This is a genomic window from Pseudomonas sp. W3I7 (assembly GCF_030816095.1).
GTDB lineage: Bacteria > Pseudomonadota > Gammaproteobacteria > Pseudomonadales > Pseudomonadaceae > Aquipseudomonas > Aquipseudomonas salomonii.
On record NZ_JAUSXP010000001.1, the window covers coordinates 5,439,225 to 5,453,957 of the forward strand.

Sequence of the window (14,733 nt, forward strand, 5' to 3'; positions counted from 1 at the left end):
TATAGGAGCGCCTCCCCTACCCGTCAATTAATGGCCCCAGGTGCCATTTGTAACAACGTTTACTGGGTGGCGCTTGCCAAACAGCGCCACACTCGCCACCCCCACCGCGCCCATCACCCCGCAATACCCCACGCAAATCCACGGGCTGGTCGGCATCAACGCGATCAGCAACAGTGGCGTCGTACTCGCCCACAGTGCGTAAGCAATGTTGTAGGTGAAGGAGATTCCCGACACCCGCACCTGCGCCGGGAACAGGCCGACCATCACCGACGGCACCGCGCCTACCACGCCGCAACTCAAGCCCGCCACGGCATACGCCGCGCCCAGCCACACGCCGCCGCTGATCAGGCTGGCGTACAGCACCGCAATGCCTATTGGCAGCAACAGGCTGTAGACCAGCACTGCGCGCCAGGCGCCGATGCGGTCGACCAGCAAACCGGCGAGTACGCAGCCGATATTGAGGAAGACGATACCCAGCGCACTCAGGGCGAAGGTGTGGCTGGGGCTCATGCCGAAGGTTTTTTGCATCATGGTGGGCGTGATGACCACCAACACCACGACTGCCGAGGTCAGGACACAGGTGAGGATCATCGCCGGCAGCAACACGGCGCGATGGTCGCGCAGCACGGTGCGCAATGGCATTTCAGCGGCAGCCTGGCGGCGGGCCTGCATTTCGAGGAACACCGGGGTTTCGCTGAGCCAGCGGCGCAGCCATACGCCGATCACACCGAACACGCCGCCGAGCAAGAACGGGAAGCGCCAGGCGTAGTCGAGGATCTCGGCGGGGCTGAAGATCTGCGCGAGCAAGGTGGCGGTGAGTGCACCGAGCAGGTAGCCAAAGGTCAGCCCGGCTTGCAGGAAGCCCAGGGCGTAGCCTCGGTGGTGTCGCGGCGCGTGTTCGGCGACGAAGGTCCAGGCGCTGGGCACCTCGCCGCCCACTGCGGCGCCTTGCAGCACGCGCAGGGCCAACAGGATCAGCGGGGCGAAATAACCGATTTGCGCGTAGGTGGGCATGATCCCAATCAGCAGGCACGGCAAGGCCATCATCAGGATGCTCAGGCTGAACACGCGTTTGCGCCCCAAGTGATCGGCGAAGTGCGCCATCAGGATGCCGCCCAGCGGGCGCGCCAGGTAGCCGGTGACGAAGATGCCGAAGCTTTGCAGCAGGCGCAGCCATTCGGGCATTTCCGGCGGGAAGAACAATTGGCTGAGGGTCAGCGCAAAGAACACAAAGATAATGAAGTCGTAGATTTCCAGCGCGCCGCCGAGGGCGGCCAGGCCCAGGGTTTTGTAGTCGGAAGGGGAAAAACGCTGCGCCCGTGGGGAAAAGGTGGCAGTCATGTGGAGGCTCGGCAGGCAAACAAAATGGCGTGCAGGTTATGAGCTGCGCCCAGTGATGGCAATCGCGGCAGATATATTTGTTTTCCTCATGGATCGATGAAGATAACTGCATTCCCATATCAATGCCCGTAGCGGAACATGCCGTAAAACTGCCAACACCCATAATAAATACAAGAGGAAAGACTCGTGGCCGATGCTATCGAAGAAAGCCGCTATGCCCGATTTGCCCTGCGCTGCTCCAACTTCGCCGAACGCTGGTTTCCGGACTCCTGGGTGTTTGCCGCCCTGGCGGTGATCATTGTTGCCGTGGCGACCCTGGGCATGGGCGCCGCGCCGACCGAAGCCGCCAAGGCGTTTGGCGACGGGTTCTGGAGCCTGATCCCGTTCACCATGCAGATGGCCTTTGTGGTGATCGGCGGGTATGTGGTGGCCAGTTCGCCTCCTGCCGTAAAGCTGATCGACCGCCTGGCACGTATCCCCAAGAATGGCCGCTCGGCGGTGGCGTGGGTCGCGTTGATTTCCATGGTCGCCTCTTTGCTCAACTGGGGCTTGTCCCTGGTGTTCGGCGGTCTGCTGGTGCGCGCCCTGGCCCGTCGCACGGATTTGCGCATGGATTACCGCGCTGCCGGGGCTGCGGCTTATTTGGGTTTGGGCGCAGTGTGGGCACTGGGGCTGTCGTCATCGGCGGCGCAGTTGCAGGCCAACCCGGCCAGTTTGCCGCCGTCGATCCTGTCGATCACCGGGATGATCCCGTTCACCGAGACCATCTTCCTGTGGCAATCGGGCGTGTTGTTGCTGGCGCTGATCGTGGTGTCGCTGATCATCGCCTATGCCACTGCGCCAGGACCGAACAGTGCCCGTGATGCCAAGGCGTGTGGTGTTGACCCGGCCTTTAATATGCCTAAACCACAACCGCCGACGCGCCCGGGCGAATGGCTGGAACACAGCCCGCTGCTGACCATCCTGCTGGCCTTGCTGGCGGCTGGCTGGTTGTTCCATGAGTTCTCCACTAAACCTGCGATCAGCGCGATTTCGGGGCTTAACACCTATAACTTCCTGTTCATCATGGTCGGCGCGCTGCTGCACTGGCGCCCGCGCAGCTTCCTGGATGCGGTGGCGCGTGCCGTACCGACCACCACGGGCGTGCTGATCCAGTTTCCGTTGTACGGCTCGATCGCCGCGTTGATGACCGTGGTTAAAGGTGGTGACGGCCAGACCCTGGCGCACCATATCTCGTTGTTCTTCACCTCCATCGCCTCCCACGACACTTACGCGCTGTTGATGGGCGTGTACTCGGCGGTGCTGGGCTTCTTTATCCCGTCGGGCGGTGGCAAGTGGATTATTGAAGCGCCTTACGTGATGCAAGTGGCCAATGACCTGCAATACCACCTGGGCTGGGCGGTGCAGATCTATAACGCGGCTGAGGCGCTGCCGAATCTGATCAACCCGTTTTATATGCTGCCGCTGCTGGGCGTGCTGGGGCTGAAGGCACGGGATCTGATCGGGTTTTCGTTTGTGCAGTTGCTGGTGCACACGCCGCTGGTGTTGTTCCTGCTGTGGGCGCTGGGGACGACGTTGAAGTATTTGCCGCCGGTGATGCCGTAGGGCATCAAAGCGCGCTTTCCGATGAAATGTGTAGAGGCTTTCCCACTCATTGCAGTGACAGCCTCTGACTTCTCTCCCCCGCGCCTTTGATTAACCTGCCTTGGATTACCACCCACAAACGCCAAGGAAAATCCGATGACGCCCCTGTCCAAATCACTGGAAGAGTTGATCAATGATATTTACAAGGACGACCACGTGTCGTTCGTCGAGTACAAAGCTCTGCGAGACGATGCCGATCGGCGTATGGCTGCCGTCGTCAACGAGTTTGGCCTGCACAATAACGTGACAGCCTTCCAAAAAGTGATGGACGTGGCGATGCAGCTTTTGCAAACCACGGTCATCGATGCCAAAAAAGCCAAGCTGACCGACACAGGCGAGGCCATCGTCAAGGATGCGTTGACGGCTCAAGTCGAGTACTTGCGCGCGGGCAGCCAACTGGCGCTGCACTTGCTGTGACTACCCTTTAGCTTTCTAACCGCTGTCTTCGTTCCGTCACATTGCATTGCTACCGTCCTGCGAAATATCTTGCAACAATCAGCCAGCAGGAACGCCCAGCAATGAGTGACGAGCACGAAGACCGCCCTTCTCCCGATTCCGTAACCCAGCCGGCCGTGGACACCAGCCGTCGGCGTTTCCTCGGGGGCGCGGCGGTGCTGGGGGTTGGCGCGACCTTGAGTGCCTGCGGCAGCACCAATGACGCACCTGGCAAGCCAGAGGTGCGACCACTGACGCCGCAAGAGCTGGACAAAGCCTTGCACGAGCAGGTGAAGACAGTCGTGGTGATCTACGCCGAGAACCGCAGCTTCAACAACCTGTTCGCAGACTTCCCGGGCCTGGAAAAACCACTGTCGTCGCTCTCCGCAGCCGACGTGCAGCAACGTGACCGTGATGGCAGCTTGCTGACCAGCCTGCCACCGGCCTGGGGCGGCGTGTTGCAAGTGGGCCCGCAAAGCGTGGACGGGGTGACTTACCCCAGCGAAGTGCAATTCCAGGAAAACCTGCCCAATGCGCCATTCGCCCTAAAAGGCCCGAATGCCGAGGACCTGCCGCTGAGCCTGGTCACCCGCGACTTGTGGCACGTGTTCTATCAGAATCAGATGCAGATCAATGGCGGCAAGAACGACAACTTTGTCGCCTGGGCCGATTCCGGCGGCCTGGTGATGGGTTACTACGCCCAGACCCGTTATTCCCTGCGCCTGTGGGACGTGGCCAAAGAGTTTGTGCTGTGCGACAACTTCTTCCAGGGCGCTTTCGGTGGCTCGTTCCTCAACCACCAGTACCTGATCAGCGCCACCGCGCCGTTTTATCCGAATGCCGCACAATCGGTGGCCAAAGCGCAAATAGCCACGCTGCAAAGCGATGACCCCACCGACCCGCGTCTCAAGCCGCTGGACAAGTCGCCGGCCAGCGCCATGAGCGGCCCGCCGCAGTTCGGCCCCAGTGCCTTGACACCGGACGGCTACGGCGTGAATACCCTGGCGCCGCCGTATTGGCCGACCTGGATCCGCGACCCGCAAAACCCGGACTACTCCAAACCCGATCTGCCCAACGTGCTGGTGCCGCAAACCCACGAACACATTGGCGACAAACTGTCGAAAAAGAACGTCGACTGGGCCTGGTACGCCGGTGCCTGGCAGGCGACCCTGGACCAGTTCAAGGACTCGGGCGGCATCCCGAAGATTCCGAACTTCCAGTACCACCACCAGCCGTTCAACTACTTCAAGCAACAAGGCCCGCAAAACCGTGCAGAGCGTGACAAGCGCTTGCGTGACGGCGGTTTGGGCGATGATTCCGGCACCAACAAGTTCTTCGCCGATGCCCAGGCCGGCAAGCTGCCCGCCGTGACGTTCTACAAGCCCCAGGGCAACCTGAACATGCACGCCGGCTACGCCGATGTGGCCTCGGGCGACCGCCATATCGCGCGCGCCTTGAAAGTGCTGCAAGAGAGCCCGCAGTGGAAAAACATGGTGGTGGTCGTCACTGTCGATGAAAACGGCGGCTGGTGGGACCACGTGGCACCGCCCAAAGGCGATCGCTGGGGCCCGGGCACGCGGGTTCCGGCATTGGTGGTGTCGCCGTTTGCACGCAAAGGCACGGTGGACCATACGGTTTACGACACCGCGTCGATCCTGCGTTTGATCACCCGCGTGTTCCAGCTGGAGACACTGGACGGCCTCAAGCAGCGTGATGACGCGATGATCGCCCGCGGCCAGAAGCCCATGGGCGATTTGAGCAACGCCTTGCAGTTCAACCGGTAGGTTTTCTTATCCAATAGCGACATGCCTGGCGATTTAGCACGCGGTTTTCCTGGTCAACCGCTACTGTGTGCAAGTGGGCTTTCACCCCGCGCAGACGGGCTTTCGCTGACAAGGAACCAACTATGTTTAAACCGACCAGGCTGTCCTTCACCCTGGCCGCACTGCTGGCCAGTGCGGTCGTACAGGCCGACATCGAAGTACCACTGGGCAGCACGCAACGCGTCACCCAACTGTTCGCATTCCCCAATAATTGCAACGTGATCTGCTTTCGGCCATGGACGCTGGAGCAGACCGCCGAGCACTATTTGAACCAGAGCCTGCAGCGCGACGGGTACAGCCGTGCCAAGGTCAGTGTGAAAACCCATGACGGCCAGGTCTCAGCCACCTTCAGCGGCGTGCCGGAGCATTACGGCCAGCCCCTGACCACGCTGCTCAACACCGCCGACCTGGCGTATCAGGGCGCCAGCAAACTTAACAGCGACGGCAAATGGGCCTACAACTGGTACTTGTTCCTGCCACTGGGCATGGCCCTGGAAAACCGCAAGAGCATCGAACTGCTGCACTTCCCGCCCGACTACTCGCTGACCCAGGCCCAGGACTACCTGGAATCGGCCACCACCGACCGCTGGGCCACCTTGCTCACGGACAATGGCATCCCGGCCACGGAAACACCGGCCTACCAGACCATCATCGACATTGCGCCGATCGCCGCACCTTCCAATGCGGGCAAGGACCTGGAAAACGTCTACAGCTACTTTGCCGACTACCAGACCCGCATGGTCAAGGAACTGAGCCTGCGTGCCAACGGCTCATTGCCGATGGTCGCGTTCGGCGCACCGGTGCGTAACTGGATCAAGCAACAGTACGGCCAGACCGTTCCTGTGCTGGGCCTGGCGCAGATCAGCCCGACTGCCGGTAAAACGGTGTCGGTACTGGGCTCCAACCACCCGAGTTACATCTGGTATGCGGCGGATCCGGCCAGCTATGACGGCAATGAACAAAAAGCCGATGAGGCCGGTTTGAAAGTGATGGGCCAAGACTTGAGCGCCGCCTGCTGGCAGGCCGGCATGGGCCAGAAACCCGCCAGTGACCCGAATGTGTTGCTCAAGGCGTGCATGAATACCTGGCAAGTCACGCGCAAGGAGCAGACCTGTGAGCTGTTCTACACATCGGTACGCAATTTGACTCCGGAACAAGCCAACGCCAAATGCGCTACCCCGCCCATCAAGGCGCAGTTGAAACAGCTGAAAGACGCCGCCCCGATCCCCGCTGTTACCGCTCCGGCGCTGTAAATCGTACAAAATATAACCGATTTCTACTGTCAGATCTGACAGTAGAAATCGGCTACAACTTCGGCGAGTCTTGAACGGCACCCATCCGCTGCAAGACTGGAAGTCAGACCCCATCGCAGGTCGATGCAGCCTAACCCAGGAGAGTTATGAAAACTCAAGCCATGGATAAGGCTAAAACCGCTGTGAGTGACTGCCTTTACCCCTTCAAGACGGTGCTCGCAGAACAAGGCTACCCCTCGACCCGGCACTTCCAGGTCGTACGCGACGCAAATGGAATGGGGGCCGCACTCAAGGCCTGCGTCGCCTTTGACACCCGCGTGCGCATTGCCAGAGTGTCCGGCTATGCCTTGAGCGAGCGACGTGCGCACACCTTGCAACTCTCGTCACGCATTCACCTGTATGACCCGTGGTTCACCCGTCTGATGTTGCACTCGTGCAATCCGAACGTGTTTTTCGATGCCACGTACCTGGAGGTCTGGACCGTACAGCCTATTGCGCCTGGCACCTTGCTGACGATGGATTACGCCACCACCGAGGATGCGCTGTTCCGGCAGTTCGCCTGCCAATGCGGCGAGCTGAACTGCCGGGGCTGGATCACCGGCGCCAAAGAGAAGTTGAACGCCGAAGGTGAGGCGTTCATGGCCCAGTGGCGGATGCGCAAACGGCCTTAGGCTTCGCCCAGTGGGCGCAGGCGATATTGCGGCGGCAGTTGCTCAAAGCCACTGATGGTGGTGTTCAAGCTCTTCCAGCGGCCATCCTTGATGCCGTAGATGCAGCCGTGAATCGACAGGCTCTGCCCGCGGTGCCAGGCGTTTTGCACAATGCTGGTGTGGCCGACGTTGGCGACCTGCTGGATCACATTGAGCTCGCACATGCGGTCCACCCGCTCCTCTTCGGTGGGCAACTGGGCCAGCACCTCGCGGTTTTCGTAGTAAAGGTCGCGAATAGTACGCAGCCAGCCGTCGATCAGGCCGAACTGGCGGTCCTGCATCGACGCACGCACGCCGCCGCAGCCGTAGTGGCCGGTGACGAGGATGTGTTTGACCTTGAGCACGTCCACCGCGTACTGGATCACCGACAGGCAATTGAGGTCGGTGTGCAGCACCACGTTGGCCACGTTGCGGTGCACGAACAGGTCGCCGGGCAGCATGCCGACGATTTCGTTGGCCGGAACGCGGGCGTCGGAGCAGCCGATCCACAGGTATTCCGGGGTTTGCTGGCGGGCGAGCTTGGCGAAGAATTCGGGATCTTCCTGTTTGATCGCATCCGCCCAGCGTTCGTTGTTATCAAGCAGGTCTTGTAGTTCGTTCATCAGGGAAAGCCTCAGGAATGATGCGCAGCTTTGTGACAGACAACCGCTCGTCCGGGTCACGCCCAGGCGCAATTAGCTTGAATCTTTAGGGAGCCGTGCCTGTCCACACACTATAAGCCCCACAGTATGAGGATTGGCCATGACTGAATCACGACGTCCCTACGGCGCTACACAGCCCGAACCGATTGATGACAACGAAGACCGCATGGGCGAGATGCGCGAGCTGGATTTTGACGAGCAAGAGCCGACCGCACAAATCGGTGATGAGCTGCCGCGCCGCGAGCGCGAACACCTGATGCCCGACGAACGGGTACGTGAAGCCGGCATGACCGGGGCTTCGACCGACGATCATGAGCCCACGGATGATGACATGAGCCCTGAAACGCTGATCCCTGAGGATGGCGCCCGGGATGCTCGTGAGGCCGGTGAGGATAATCCGGCGGATTATGACCTGAGCATTGTGGATGAGGACGAGATTGGCGGTGGCAATGGCCTGGACGAGGCGGAACTGGCGGATATTGACCCGATAGACGGTAACCGCTGACACCATACAGTTCAAAATGTGGGAGCGGGCTTGCTCGCGAATGCGGTGTGTCAGTCGATATATCTTAAACTGATCCACCGCATTCGCGAGCAAGCCCGCTCCCACAGGGGTTCAGCGTTCAGTCAACTAAAGTACAGGCCATCACGACGGCATCCTCGCGGCCACCCACGGCCGGGTAGTAATCGCGACGACGGCCGATTTCGTTGAAACCATAACGCTCATACAAGCGAAACGCGCCGGTATTGCTGTCGCGCACTTCCAGGAAGCACTCACGCGCACTGGCGGCGTAAGCGCGGGACATCAGGTGCTCCAGCAGCGCCAACCCCAGGCCACGGCCCTGGTTTTCCGGTTTGACGGTGATATTCAACAAGTGCGCCTCATCCAGGATGATCTGCACCACACCGTGGCCCACCTGCTGCTCACCTTCAAACATCAGCCAGATCTGGTACTTGCCCAGCCCATCGAGAAAAATCCCACGGGTCCAGGGATGGCTGAACGCCGCGTATTCAATCTTAAGTACGGCATCGAGGTCCGCCTCGGTCATCGGGCGGAACGATAAAGCTTCACTCATCGGTACTTTTCCAGCGCGCCATCAGCCGGCGCATGGCTTGCCAGACATCAGCCTTACGCTGTGGCTCTTCCATTAATAATTCCAGGCCCGGCAAGGCCCATACCGAGCCCAGGCCTTCGACCTGCATCTCGCGATACCAGGCTTCGGCATTCGCTTCACCGGCAAAACGCACGGCGGGCAGGCCGATCAGCCACAGGCATACGCAGGGTTCGTCTTCCAGGCGCGCCGAGACAAAACCCTGGACGAAATCCCGTGCGGCGTCCGGGCCCTGGTCCATGTTGCCGCGCACCAGCAGCGGCCAGCGCACGGGGTCGCCGACGATTTGCGGGCTGTCGGGCAGGCCGGCGGCGCGCAGCATGTCTTTTAGCAGCATGTAGGCCGGGTCGCGGGTCTGAAAACGTTCGCCGGTGGGCAGTTCCACCAGCAGCAGGCAGCGCCCGGCCCGCAGTAACTGCAGGGCGAAACGTGGCGGCGGCACCACCGCAGCCTTGGCCACCGGCGCTGGCGCTTCGGCCGCCACGGGCTTGGCCACGGGCGCCGGGCGCGGCACTTCAACCTTCACGCGCTCGACAGCGGGGCGAGCCTCAGGCGTGGGTTTGACCACCGCCACCGGCGCAGCGGCTTCCTCGCCCGACACCTCGAACGCCTCATAGGGCTCAAGCGCCTGCAACAGCTCGGGCCGCGACGGGGCGGCAAACGGCAGTTCGGTGCGGGGCAGCCAGTTGACCACCTGCATGGCGGTCAAGTAAGCGCGACGTCGGGACTCGATAAGCACAGCTCGGCCACTTGTGGATAACTAAAGAGCGGGGATTCTACCGCTGTTCGGTAACAATCGCCCACTGCGCACTGACCGGCTGTGGATAAATCCCGCGCCTGATGCAGTACAATCGCGACTTTTATTCGCCAACCAGCCGGCCATTCCGATGATCGAACCCAAGCGCGTCTTGCGCGCCCTCGCCGAACACTGGGCCCTGCTTGAGCCACTGTGCGAACACTTCGACCAAGGCACCTTGAGCCTGGGCGAGTTGCGCGCACAACTGGCGGCCCAACAACTGGACAGCACGCCACAGGACATCACCAGCCTGTTGGACGTGTGGATTCGCCTGGATATCCTGGTGCCTGTCGCCAAGAGCCCGAACCGTTTCGAGCTCAACGCACAGATCCACGACTTCCTCGCCTATCTTCGCAAGGAGCACCGGCTTGGCCTGTGCCTGGAAATCGAAGCCTACCTGCGCCACCTCGAGCGCCTGGCCGGTTATATCCAGGACGCCTTCGACATCCGTGATGGCCACGACCTGGCCCGCCAACTGCGCTTGCTGGACATGCGCGTGCGGGACGTGCTGAAAAAACTCGCCAACGACGAACAGGCCCTGGCGGCCGTGGCCGACCGTGCCAAGACCAGCGACCGGCAGATCCCGTTGCGCCAGCGTTACGCGGAGGTATTGGCGACCTGGGACGAATACGTCGAACCGATGATCCAACTGGTGAACGCCGACGGCGCCTTCGAGCAAGGCGTGCGCAAGGTCGAGAATGTGCTGCTGCGCATGCTCACCGAGCAGCAGCGCCTCGGCCATCTGGTCGACGACGACATGCTGCTGCGCACCCACGCGCGCATTCTCGAAATGCAAACCAGCGCCCAGCTGACCTTGCGCCATGCCCGCGAACTGCTGCTGCCGCTGCGCGAGGAAGCGCGCCGCCACAACGCCGTGACCCGTGGCGCGGCGCTGGCCTTGTCGGCCATTCGCCGTAAAGGCCTGGACGCGGTGCCGCAAGCGGCGATGCCAATGTTTACCCGCCCGCAAAGTACCTTCCTGGGCAGTGCCAGCCAGGTCGAAGCGTACGTGTATGCCTTGGCCAATTTCGAGCCGAAACCGGCGCGTTTTCCCAAGGCGCACAAATCCCATAAGGGCGAAGCCCAACGCGCGCCGCGCACGGTCAAGGAAATGCTCGAACGCTGCGAAGATGCGCTGCCGATGCCGGACCTGATGACCTGGCTGCTGGAGCAGGAACCGGACGGCGCCACCGACGAATTGCTGTACTGGTTCTCACGGCTCTCGCGCGAAAAACGCTTCAAGCGCGAACGCCTGGAACGCCGCGACTACCACACACACGAGCACCAGGTCAGCCTGCGCTCATTCGCCCTGCTCCCGGCTGGCACCGATGCCACCGAGAATTCTGCGAGCACGCCTTATGCATCTTGATCTATCCGAACTGTCCCAGCTGGCACCGATCTTTCGCGAGCTGTTCAAGGGTTACCACGTCAGCCGCCGCGACCCGGAGCTGTACGCGCAGTTGTCTAATTTCCAGGACCAGTACCGCACGTTGTTCAAGGCCCTGGGTTTTGAGTTGGTGTGTGACACACGCGGTTTCTATTACTTTGTGCCAGACACTGCCGTGGCTGCGGCGCAGGTCAACAAGACCGCGCAACGCCTGGCGCTGTTCACCTTCATCATCGTCGAACACCTGGCCGACCAGGGCCGCGACCCGATCGCCGTGCTCGACGGTGGCAGCCTGGGCCGCGATGAATTGCCATCGTTGCTGGAAAAGTACCGCGACCTGTTTATCCAGGCCGAAGTGCAGACCCAGGAAGAGCTCGAAGAAAAAATCATGCGCCGCATGACCCAACTGGGGTTTGCCAGCGAAGACAACGGCATCTATCGCTTCCTGCCGCCGATGCACCGCTTCCTCGATGTGTGCCTGTCGGTGCAGCAGGACCGTGACCTGGCCGCCAGCGTGCACAGCGTGTTGCCACTGCCGGCGCCGGTGATCATCGACGAAGACAGCGATGAAAAACTGCTGAAAACCGATGACCCGCTGGACTTGAGTGACTTTGCCGAAGGCAGCGAAGAAGACGCCCTGGCCCGCGCCATTGCCGAAGAACAGGAGACCGACGCATGAGTAAGGAACGCTACGGCATCCGCCGCTTCGCCCTATTGAACACCGCGGGTTACAGCCTGGGCTTGTTCCCGCTGGAAGAACCGTTGTCGGTGTACGGCGCGAATAACCTGGGTAAATCTGCGTCGATCAACGCCTTGCAGTTCCCGATCCTGGCGCGCATGTCGGACATGAGTTTCGGCAAGTACACCCTGGAACAATCGCGGCGCTTCTACTTTGCCACCGACACCAGCTACATCCTCGTGGAAGTCTCGCTGCCCCACGGCCCGCACGTGATCGGCGTGGTCGGGCGCGGCCCGGGTGGTGGTTTCGGTCACCAGTTCTTTGCCTATGCCGGCAAGCTGGACTTGGCGCATTACCAGAAGAACGACACCTGCCTGCGTCAGAAAGAGTTGTTCACCAACCTTGAGCGCGAAGGCCTGAAAGCCTACGAACTCAAGCCGGACGAGCTGCGCCGTTTGCTGGTGGGCGGGCACACGTCAATCCCGCTGGACCTGACCTTGATTCCGCTGCGTTCCACCAGCGAACAGAGCCTGAAGACGTTCCGCGCGCTGTTTATCAACCTGCTGCACATGCGCGAAATCACCGCGGCCAAGCTCAAGCAATTGTTCCTGGATGCGTTCGAACACAGCCTGCGTTCCGGCAGCGTGGACTACATCGCCGCGTGCGAAGAAGCCTTCCGTGATGTGAGGCGCATGGAGCAGGACTACAACTCGCTGGTGGCTGCCGGGCCGTTGGTTGAGGCACTCGCCAATGGCGTGCGCTTGCGCGATGTATTGCGCGGCAAATTGCATCGCCTGTCGCCCTTGCTGGATTCATTGCTGGGCACCTGGTCGGACTACGCCAGTGCGCGCAAGGAAGAGCTGACCATCCAGGCCGAGCACTACCGTAACGAGCAGGACGCGCTGCAAAACGATCAGCGTGGCGGCACCCAGGAGCTCATGCGCCTGGAGCGCGAGATCAGTGGCATCCAGCGCTGGCTGGGCGAGTTGTCGGTGCTCAAGCATCGCTTTGCGCTGGTCGATGACGTCAAGGTACTGGAGCAGCAACTGCTGGCGGCCAAGGATGCCCACGATGAATTGGCGGGCGCCCTGGCGCAATCCCGTCAGTTCAGCGCCGAGGACCTGGATGAGCGCTTGCGCGACCTGGAGAAACGCCTGAAGTCGGTCAAGCAACAGCTCGACCACGCCGACAACAACAGTTACGCCAAACTGCGTGAAGAATTCTCACAACAGGACGTCGAGCGTCTGATGCGCCTGTTCAACAGTTCGTTGTTCAGTTTGCCGCTGGGTGAACATGGCATCACCCTGGATGAGGATGGCCAGTGGGTTAAATCCCTGGAGCAGATCCTCGATGGCTTCAAGGGCGAGAAATTTGAAGTGCCGGGGCTGTCCATCGACATCTCCCATATCGAGCCACCGGCCTTGCAGGCACTGGCTGATCGTGCGGCGTTGCGCGATCAGAAAGAGCGCCTGGAAAAAGAACTCAAGCAGCTCAAGACCCAGCAGGCCGTAGCCTCTGACCGTGCAGCGAGCAAGACCCAGACCGAAGCGCTGTACCAGCAAGTGCTGGATGCGCAGAAGGCACTGGAAGACTTCCGTCGCGCACAAACCCTGAGCGCGGAAGAAGGCGAGAAGCTGGAAAACCTGGCGCAGATGGAAGCCGCGCAAGACGAATTGAAGCGCTCCAGTGATGCCTTCACCGAGCGTGTCCAGCAGTTGTCGGCCAAGCTGCAACTGGTCGGCCGTCAGATCGGCGATATGGAAGCCAAGCAACGCACGCTGGATGACGCGCTGCGCCGTCGTCAGTTGTTGCCGGCCGACTTGCCGTTCGGCACACCGTTCATGGACCCGGTCGACGACTCCATGGACAACCTGTTGCCGTTGCTCAATGACTACCAGGACAGCTGGCAAGGTTTATTGCGCGCTGATGGCCAGATCGAAGCGCTGTATGCGCAGGTGCGCCTCAAGGGCGTGGCCAAGTTCGACAGCGAAGATGACGTGGAGCGTCGTCTGCAACTGCTGATCAACGCCTATGCCCACCGCACCGATGAAGCCCTGACCCTCGGCAAGGCGCGCCGTGCGGCGGTTACCGATATTGCGCGGACCTTGCGCAATATCCGCAGTGACTACGACAGCCTTGAGCATCAGTTGGCCTTGTTTAACCGCGAGATCAACAAGCGTCAGGTATCGAACCTGCAAAGCTTCCGCATCGTGCTGGCGCCGAACAAGGAAGCCCTCAAGCATATCGACCAGATCATCCACAGTGCCGGCCAGTATGAAGAAGGCGAAACGCTTTCGGTGTTCGACCTCAGCCAGAGCGCCGAGCAGGACAACAAGAACGAAGAAGCCAAGGAATACCTGGCCCGTCTTGTGGCTGCCAACCATAACCAGTTGGGCCTCAAGGACTTGTTCGAGCTGGCGTTCGAAATCACCAAGGTGCATGGCCAGCCGGTGATCCACACTGACATCGATGGCGCGGCGTCCAACGGCACCACCATGACCATCAAGGCGCTGACCAACATGTACTTGTTGCTGCACCTGATGGACCGTGACCAGGCCGGGCGCGTGCGTTTGCCGTACTACCTCGATGAGGCGGCGGACATCGACGAGAAGAACCAAGCGGCGTTGCTGGAAACCAGTTTGCAACTGGGCTTTGTGCCGATTTTGGCCAGTGTGAAGCCGCAAGTGTCCGCCCAGGTGGCGATCGACCTGGAAGGCGGCAGCGGGCCGAATGGTATCTACATTGATGAGGCGGACTGGAAGTATATCCGTCGTCATGATGTGGTGAAGGCGACGGTGAATGTGCAGGCCGATGAGCCGGAGTTGGATGAGGTTTAAGCCACTGCGCTGAAATGCAAAAGGCCGCGATCTGTATGGATCGCGGCCTTTTTTATGGGCTGGGGTTTTGCAGTG

The 14,733-nt window shown here is 60.9% G+C and carries 13 protein-coding genes; 9 read left to right on the top strand and 4 right to left on the bottom strand.

The window, feature by feature from the left end; genetic code table 11:
* Positions 1 to 27: 27 nt before the first annotated feature.
* The gene (locus QF043_RS25200) at positions 28 to 1,341 is read right to left on the bottom strand and encodes an MFS transporter (RefSeq protein WP_307420585.1); all 1,314 of its coding nucleotides are present in this window, start codon (positions 1,339 to 1,341) and stop codon (positions 28 to 30) included.
* Between the two features lie 186 nt (positions 1,342 to 1,527).
* Between QF043_RS25200 and QF043_RS25205 the strand changes: the two genes are divergently transcribed.
* The 5 genes from QF043_RS25205 (at position 1,528) to QF043_RS25225 (ending at position 7,167) form a co-directional block, all read left to right on the top strand.
* Positions 1,528 to 2,946 carry a short-chain fatty acid transporter gene (locus tag QF043_RS25205; RefSeq protein WP_074854380.1) on the top strand — a complete coding sequence of 473 codons (1,419 nt, stop codon included), beginning with the start codon at positions 1,528 to 1,530 and terminating at the stop codon, positions 2,944 to 2,946.
* 135 nt (positions 2,947 to 3,081) lie between these two features.
* Positions 3,082 to 3,402 (top strand): hypothetical protein, encoded by a 321-nt coding sequence (locus QF043_RS25210; RefSeq protein WP_307420586.1) that lies wholly within the window; start codon positions 3,082 to 3,084, stop codon positions 3,400 to 3,402.
* A gap of 101 nt (positions 3,403 to 3,503) precedes the next feature.
* Positions 3,504 to 5,204: an acid phosphatase gene (gene acpA, locus QF043_RS25215; protein ID WP_307420587.1), complete on the top strand. Its 1,701-nt coding sequence runs from the start codon at positions 3,504 to 3,506 to the stop codon at positions 5,202 to 5,204.
* 122 nt (positions 5,205 to 5,326) lie between these two features.
* The gene (locus QF043_RS25220) at positions 5,327 to 6,496 is read left to right on the top strand and encodes a hypothetical protein (RefSeq protein ID WP_307420588.1); all 1,170 of its coding nucleotides are present in this window, start codon (positions 5,327 to 5,329) and stop codon (positions 6,494 to 6,496) included.
* A gap of 146 nt (positions 6,497 to 6,642) precedes the next feature.
* Positions 6,643 to 7,167 (top strand): SET domain-containing protein-lysine N-methyltransferase, encoded by a 525-nt coding sequence (locus QF043_RS25225; RefSeq protein ID WP_058422275.1) that lies wholly within the window; start codon positions 6,643 to 6,645, stop codon positions 7,165 to 7,167.
* On the opposite strand, the gene can is transcribed toward QF043_RS25225, so the two are convergent.
* Positions 7,164 to 7,808, bottom strand: a complete 645-nt coding sequence (can, locus tag QF043_RS25230; RefSeq protein WP_017134532.1) for a carbonate dehydratase — start codon at positions 7,806 to 7,808, stop codon at positions 7,164 to 7,166. The genes QF043_RS25225 and can overlap by 4 nt on opposite strands.
* Before the next feature lie 139 nt (positions 7,809 to 7,947).
* Here can and QF043_RS25235 point away from each other — a divergent pair, with 139 nt between their 5' ends.
* Positions 7,948 to 8,352 (top strand): serine kinase/phosphatase, encoded by a 405-nt coding sequence (locus tag QF043_RS25235; protein WP_307420589.1) that lies wholly within the window; start codon positions 7,948 to 7,950, stop codon positions 8,350 to 8,352.
* 118 nt (positions 8,353 to 8,470) lie between these two features.
* On the opposite strand, the gene rimI is transcribed toward QF043_RS25235, so the two are convergent.
* Positions 8,471 to 8,923, bottom strand: coding sequence for a ribosomal protein S18-alanine N-acetyltransferase (rimI, locus tag QF043_RS25240; protein ID WP_005784514.1), 453 nt, complete (start codon positions 8,921 to 8,923; stop codon positions 8,471 to 8,473).
* Positions 8,916 to 9,659 (bottom strand): energy transducer TonB, encoded by a 744-nt coding sequence (locus tag QF043_RS25245; protein ID WP_307421520.1) that lies wholly within the window; start codon positions 9,657 to 9,659, stop codon positions 8,916 to 8,918. The genes rimI and QF043_RS25245 overlap by 8 nt, the downstream gene beginning before the upstream one ends.
* A gap of 187 nt (positions 9,660 to 9,846) precedes the next feature.
* On the opposite strand from QF043_RS25245, the gene mksB reads away from it, so the two are divergent.
* Genes mksB through mksF form a run of 3 tightly spaced genes read left to right on the top strand, consistent with a single transcriptional unit; the run spans position 9,847 to position 14,658 of the window.
* Entirely contained in the window at positions 9,847 to 11,124 is a 1,278-nt protein-coding gene (gene mksB / locus QF043_RS25250; RefSeq protein WP_017134535.1) for an Mks condensin complex protein MksB, read from the top strand.
* Positions 11,114 to 11,821: an Mks condensin complex protein MksE gene (mksE, locus tag QF043_RS25255; protein WP_307420590.1), complete on the top strand. Its 708-nt coding sequence runs from the start codon at positions 11,114 to 11,116 to the stop codon at positions 11,819 to 11,821. Before mksB ends, mksE begins: the two co-directional genes overlap by 11 nt.
* Entirely contained in the window at positions 11,818 to 14,658 is a 2,841-nt protein-coding gene (mksF, locus tag QF043_RS25260; RefSeq protein WP_056859191.1) for an Mks condensin complex protein MksF, read from the top strand. Before mksE ends, mksF begins: the two co-directional genes overlap by 4 nt.
* Positions 14,659 to 14,733: the final 75 nt, after the last annotated feature.

What these genes read in the sequence shown, in the direction of transcription:
- QF043_RS25235 (WP_307420589.1), top strand. Translation starts at nt 7,948, where the DNA reads ATGACTGAATCACGACGTCCCTACGGCGCTACACAGCCCGAACCGATT.
- QF043_RS25210 (WP_307420586.1), top strand. Translation starts at nt 3,082, where the DNA reads ATGACGCCCCTGTCCAAATCACTGGAAGAGTTGATCAATGATATTTAC.
- QF043_RS25225 (WP_058422275.1), top strand. Translation starts at nt 6,643, where the DNA reads ATGAAAACTCAAGCCATGGATAAGGCTAAAACCGCTGTGAGTGACTGC.
- acpA (WP_307420587.1), top strand. Translation starts at nt 3,504, where the DNA reads ATGAGTGACGAGCACGAAGACCGCCCTTCTCCCGATTCCGTAACCCAG.
- rimI (WP_005784514.1), bottom strand. Translation starts at nt 8,923, where the DNA reads ATGAGTGAAGCTTTATCGTTCCGCCCGATGACCGAGGCGGACCTCGAT.
- QF043_RS25200 (WP_307420585.1), bottom strand. Translation starts at nt 1,341, where the DNA reads ATGACTGCCACCTTTTCCCCACGGGCGCAGCGTTTTTCCCCTTCCGAC.
- can (WP_017134532.1), bottom strand. Translation starts at nt 7,808, where the DNA reads ATGAACGAACTACAAGACCTGCTTGATAACAACGAACGCTGGGCGGAT.
- QF043_RS25245 (WP_307421520.1), bottom strand. Translation starts at nt 9,659, where the DNA reads ATGCAGGTGGTCAACTGGCTGCCCCGCACCGAACTGCCGTTTGCCGCC.
- QF043_RS25220 (WP_307420588.1), top strand. Translation starts at nt 5,327, where the DNA reads ATGTTTAAACCGACCAGGCTGTCCTTCACCCTGGCCGCACTGCTGGCC.
- mksB (WP_017134535.1), top strand. Translation starts at nt 9,847, where the DNA reads ATGATCGAACCCAAGCGCGTCTTGCGCGCCCTCGCCGAACACTGGGCC.
- mksE (WP_307420590.1), top strand. Translation starts at nt 11,114, where the DNA reads ATGCATCTTGATCTATCCGAACTGTCCCAGCTGGCACCGATCTTTCGC.
- mksF (WP_056859191.1), top strand. Translation starts at nt 11,818, where the DNA reads ATGAGTAAGGAACGCTACGGCATCCGCCGCTTCGCCCTATTGAACACC.